The organism is Kibdelosporangium persicum, from assembly GCF_013280595.1.
GTDB lineage: Bacteria > Actinomycetota > Actinomycetes > Mycobacteriales > Pseudonocardiaceae > Kibdelosporangium > Kibdelosporangium persicum.
The window spans coordinates 1-4,044 of the sequence record NZ_JAAATY010000078.1 but is presented as its reverse complement, the minus strand read 5'-3'; the positions used below and the strand labels follow the sequence as shown (position 1 = coordinate 4,044).

Annotated in this window: 1 protein-coding gene; it reads right to left on the bottom strand. The window is 70.6% G+C overall.

Features of this window, described 5'->3' with window-relative positions:
* On the bottom strand, window positions 1–4,044 hold a 4,044-nt coding region (locus GC106_RS46875; protein ID WP_173142666.1), incomplete at both ends, for a type I polyketide synthase.

Here is a 4,044-nt window from a genome sequence, read left to right as displayed (position 1 = left end):
GATCACGTGGGCGTTCGTGCCGCTGATCCCGAACGACGACACCCCCGCCCGCCGCGGCCGGCCGGTGCGCGGCCATTCCTTCGCCTCGGTGAGCAGCCGCACAGACCCGGCCGACCAGTCCACGTGCGGCGACGGCTCGTCCACGTGCAACGTCCGCGGCACCACACCATGCCGCATCGCCAGCACCATCTTGATCACACCGGCCACCCCGGAAGCCGACTGGGTGTGCCCGATGTTCGACTTCACCGACCCCAGCCACAGCGGCCGTTCCCGCCCCTGGCCGTACGTCGCCAACAACGCACGCGCCTCAATCGGATCACCCAACCGGGTCCCCGTCCCGTGCGCCTCCACAACATCCACATCAGACGCCTCAAGACCCGCCACAGCCAGCGCCTGCCCAATCACCCGCCGCTGAGCCCGCCCACTCGGAGCAGTCAACCCATTCGACGCACCATCAGAATTCACCGCCGAACCACGCACCACAGCCAACACACGATGACCATTACGCCGAGCATCCGACAACCGCTCCACCAACAACACACCAACACCCTCACCCCACGCCGTACCATCAGCAGCCGCCGCGAACGCCTTGCACCGCCCATCCGAAGCAAGCCCACCCTGCCGCTCGAACTCGGTGAAGGCGTCAGGGTTCGACATCACGGTGACGCCGCCCGCGATGGCGAGTGAGCACTCACCGTCTGCCAACGAACGCGCCGCCAGGTGCAGCGCCACGAGCGACGACGAACACGCTGTGTCCACGGTGATCGCGGGTCCCTCGAGACCGAACACGTACGCGACCCGGCCCGACACCACCGAACCGGCGCCACCGGTTGTCCGGTAGCCGCTGTCGTCCGGCAGTTCGGCCGACGAGGCGTAACCCTGGTTGGCGCAGCCGACGAACACGCCGGTGTCCGTGCCCCGCCGCGAGACCGGGTCGATGCCCGCCCGTTCGAAGACCTCCCACGACGTCTCCAGCAACAGCCGCTGCTGCGGATCCATCGCCAGTGCCTCCCGCGGCGAGACACCGAAGAACCCGGCGTCGAAATCCCCCGCGCCGGCAAGGAAACCACCCGTGAAACCGGACACCTCCCAGCCGCGGTCCGACGGCAGCCCGGACACCGCTTCACCCTCGTCGGCGAGCAGCCGCCACAGCTCCTCCGGCGACCCGATCCCGCCAGGGAATCGGCACGCCATCCCCACGATCGCCACCGGTTCATCGGTCCGCACGGCCGCTTGCGGCGCCGATGGCATATCCGCCGGGTAACCGGTCAGCTCGCCCGCGATGTGCTCGGCGAGCGCGCGGGCGGTCGGGAAGTCGAAGGCCAGCGTCGACGGCAGCCCGAGCCCGGTCACCGCGGCGAGCGTGTCGCGCAGTTCCACCACTGTCAGCGAATCGAATCCCAGGTCGCGCAGCGCCCGGTCCGGCTCGACGACGTCCGGCCCGGCATGCCCCAGCACCGCGGCGGCTCGTTCGCGCACCAGGTCCAGCGCCGCCGGTCCCCGGTCCCCGGGCGGCAGGCCGAGCAGTCGCTCGCGGACAGCCGCTGACGGACCCGCCACCGGCCGGTCCCCGGTCCGCGGCGCCGTCGGCAACTCCGCCAGCAACCGACTGCGGCGCGAGGACGTGAATCCCGCGGCGAACCGTTCCCAGTCCACGTCCGCCACCGCGATGAACGTCTCGTCGTCGTCCAGCGCCCGTTGCAGCGCCGAGAGTGCGGATCCGGCCGGCATGCCGCGGACCCCGCGCCGTGCCAGGAAGTCTTCGGTGGCGCTGTGGGCCGTCGCTCCTCTGCCTGCCCAAGCGCCCCAGGCGATCGAAGTGGCCACCCGGCCGCGGATTCGCCGCCACTGCGCGAAGGCGTCCAGGAACGCGTTGCCCGCGGCGTACGCGGCCTGCCCGCCACCACCCCATACTCCGGCCACCGAGGAGAACAGCACGAACGCGTCCAACGGCCGGTCGGCGAGCAGCTCGTCGAGCTGGACCGCGCCCGCGACCTTGGCCGCCACGACACCGGCGAAGTCCTCCACAGTGGACTCTTCGAGCGGGGCCGACATCTCGACCACCCCGGCGGCGTGGACCACCGCCCGCACGGGCGGCCCGTCCGCTTCCACGCGTTCCAGCAACGCCGCGAGGTCATCGCGATCGGCGACATCGCCCGCGGCCACCGTCACCCGTGCGCCCAGTGCCGCCAAGCCGGATTCCAGCTCAGCGGCACCGGGCGCCGCCGGACCACGACGGCTGACCAGAACCACGTGTTCCGCGCCGTTGGCCGCCAGCCACCGTGCCACTTCGGCGCCCACTCCTCCCGTACCCCCGGTCACCAGAACAGTTCCCCGAGGTCGCCATGGGCTTGTGGCCGGCCCGCCACGGGCCGGAGCGGGCACCAGCCGCCTCGCGTAGACCCCTCCCTGCCGGATCGCCACCTGATCCTCACCACCCGGATCGACCAGTACGGCGGCCAGCGCGGCACAGGAAGCGTCGTCCACGTCCTGCGGCAGGTCGACCAGCCCGCCCCAGCGCCCGGGGTGTTCCAACGCCGCGACAATGCCCATGCCCCAGACCATGGCCTGCGCGGGAGCAAGGATTTCGCCGGGCTGTCCGGTGACCACGCCACCTGCCGTCGCCACCCAGAGCGGCACCGACACGCCCGCGTCACCCAACGCCCGGATCAACGTCAAGGTCTGCGATACGGCAAGCGACATGCCAGGCGTTTCGGGACGGGGCGCGTCCCGCAGCGCGAGCAGGCTCAGCACGCCGTCCAGTTCACGACCGGCCAGCCGCGCGGCCGGATCACCCTCGGCCGGATCCAGGACCAGTGATTCGACGTCGGCTCCCGCCAGTTCCAGCCCGCGTACCACAGCAGCGGCCCGGTCGTCGCCGACGCCGTCAGCCGGCGCCACCACGAGCCATTTCCCTGCCGGCGGGGGCGTTGCCGCGAGCGTGCGGGGGCGCCATTGGACACGGTAACGCCACGAATCAGCCTCCGGCCGCGCACTGGAGGCACCGGCTTCGGCCCAGAAACGCTTGCGCTGGAAGGCGTACGTCGGCAAGTCCACCCGCCGCGGCGAATACCGCGAGAAGAACGCCGCCCAGTCCACCGGCACACCACGGACGTGCAACCGGGTCAGCGCTGTCACCAGGGCGGTTTCCTCGCCGCGACCGGCACGCGCCGACGCCACCAGCTCGATCTCCGGGCGATCCCCGGGCACGCAGTCCCGGCCCAGCGCCGTCAGCACGCCGTCCGGCCCGAGGTCCAGGAAGGTCCGGACTCCTTCGGTGAGCAGGGTTTCCATGCCCTCGCCGAACCGGACCGCCGCACGCACATGGCGTACCCAGTAGTCCGGTGAGCGCAGCTCGTCGCCGGCGAGCCGGCCGGTCAGGGTGGACACCACCGGGATCGTCGGCTCACCGTAGGAGAGACCGGCCGCGACCGCGGCGAAATCCGCCATCATCGGCTCCATCAAGGGCGAATGGAACGCGTGCGACACCCGCATCCGCCGGGTTCTGCGACCGCGTCCGGCGAGCTGTGTCTCGATCCTGGTCACGTCCTCGTCCGCGCCCGACACCACGACCGACTCCGGGCCGTTCACCGCCGCGATACCGACCCTTCCGGACAACAGCGGCCGCACCTCGTCCTCCGACGCGCGCACGGCGGCCATCGCCCCGCCGGACGGCAACCCCTCCATCAACCTCCCCCGCGCCGCCACCAACACACACGCATCAGCAAGCGACAACACACCAGCCACATGCGCCGCCACCACCTCACCCACCGAATGCCCCATCACACAACCAGGACGCACACCCCACGACTCCAACAACCGAAACAACGCAACCTCAAAAGCAAACAACGACGCCTGCGCAAACACCGTCCGATCAAGCACCCCACCATCCACACCAAACACCACACCCGCCACCGACCCACCCAGCACCCCATCCAACCCCCCACACACCTCATCAAACACCCCAGCAAACACCGGAAACACCCCATACAACTCCCGACCCATACCCAACCGCTGCGAACCCTGACCCGCGAACAGGAAAGC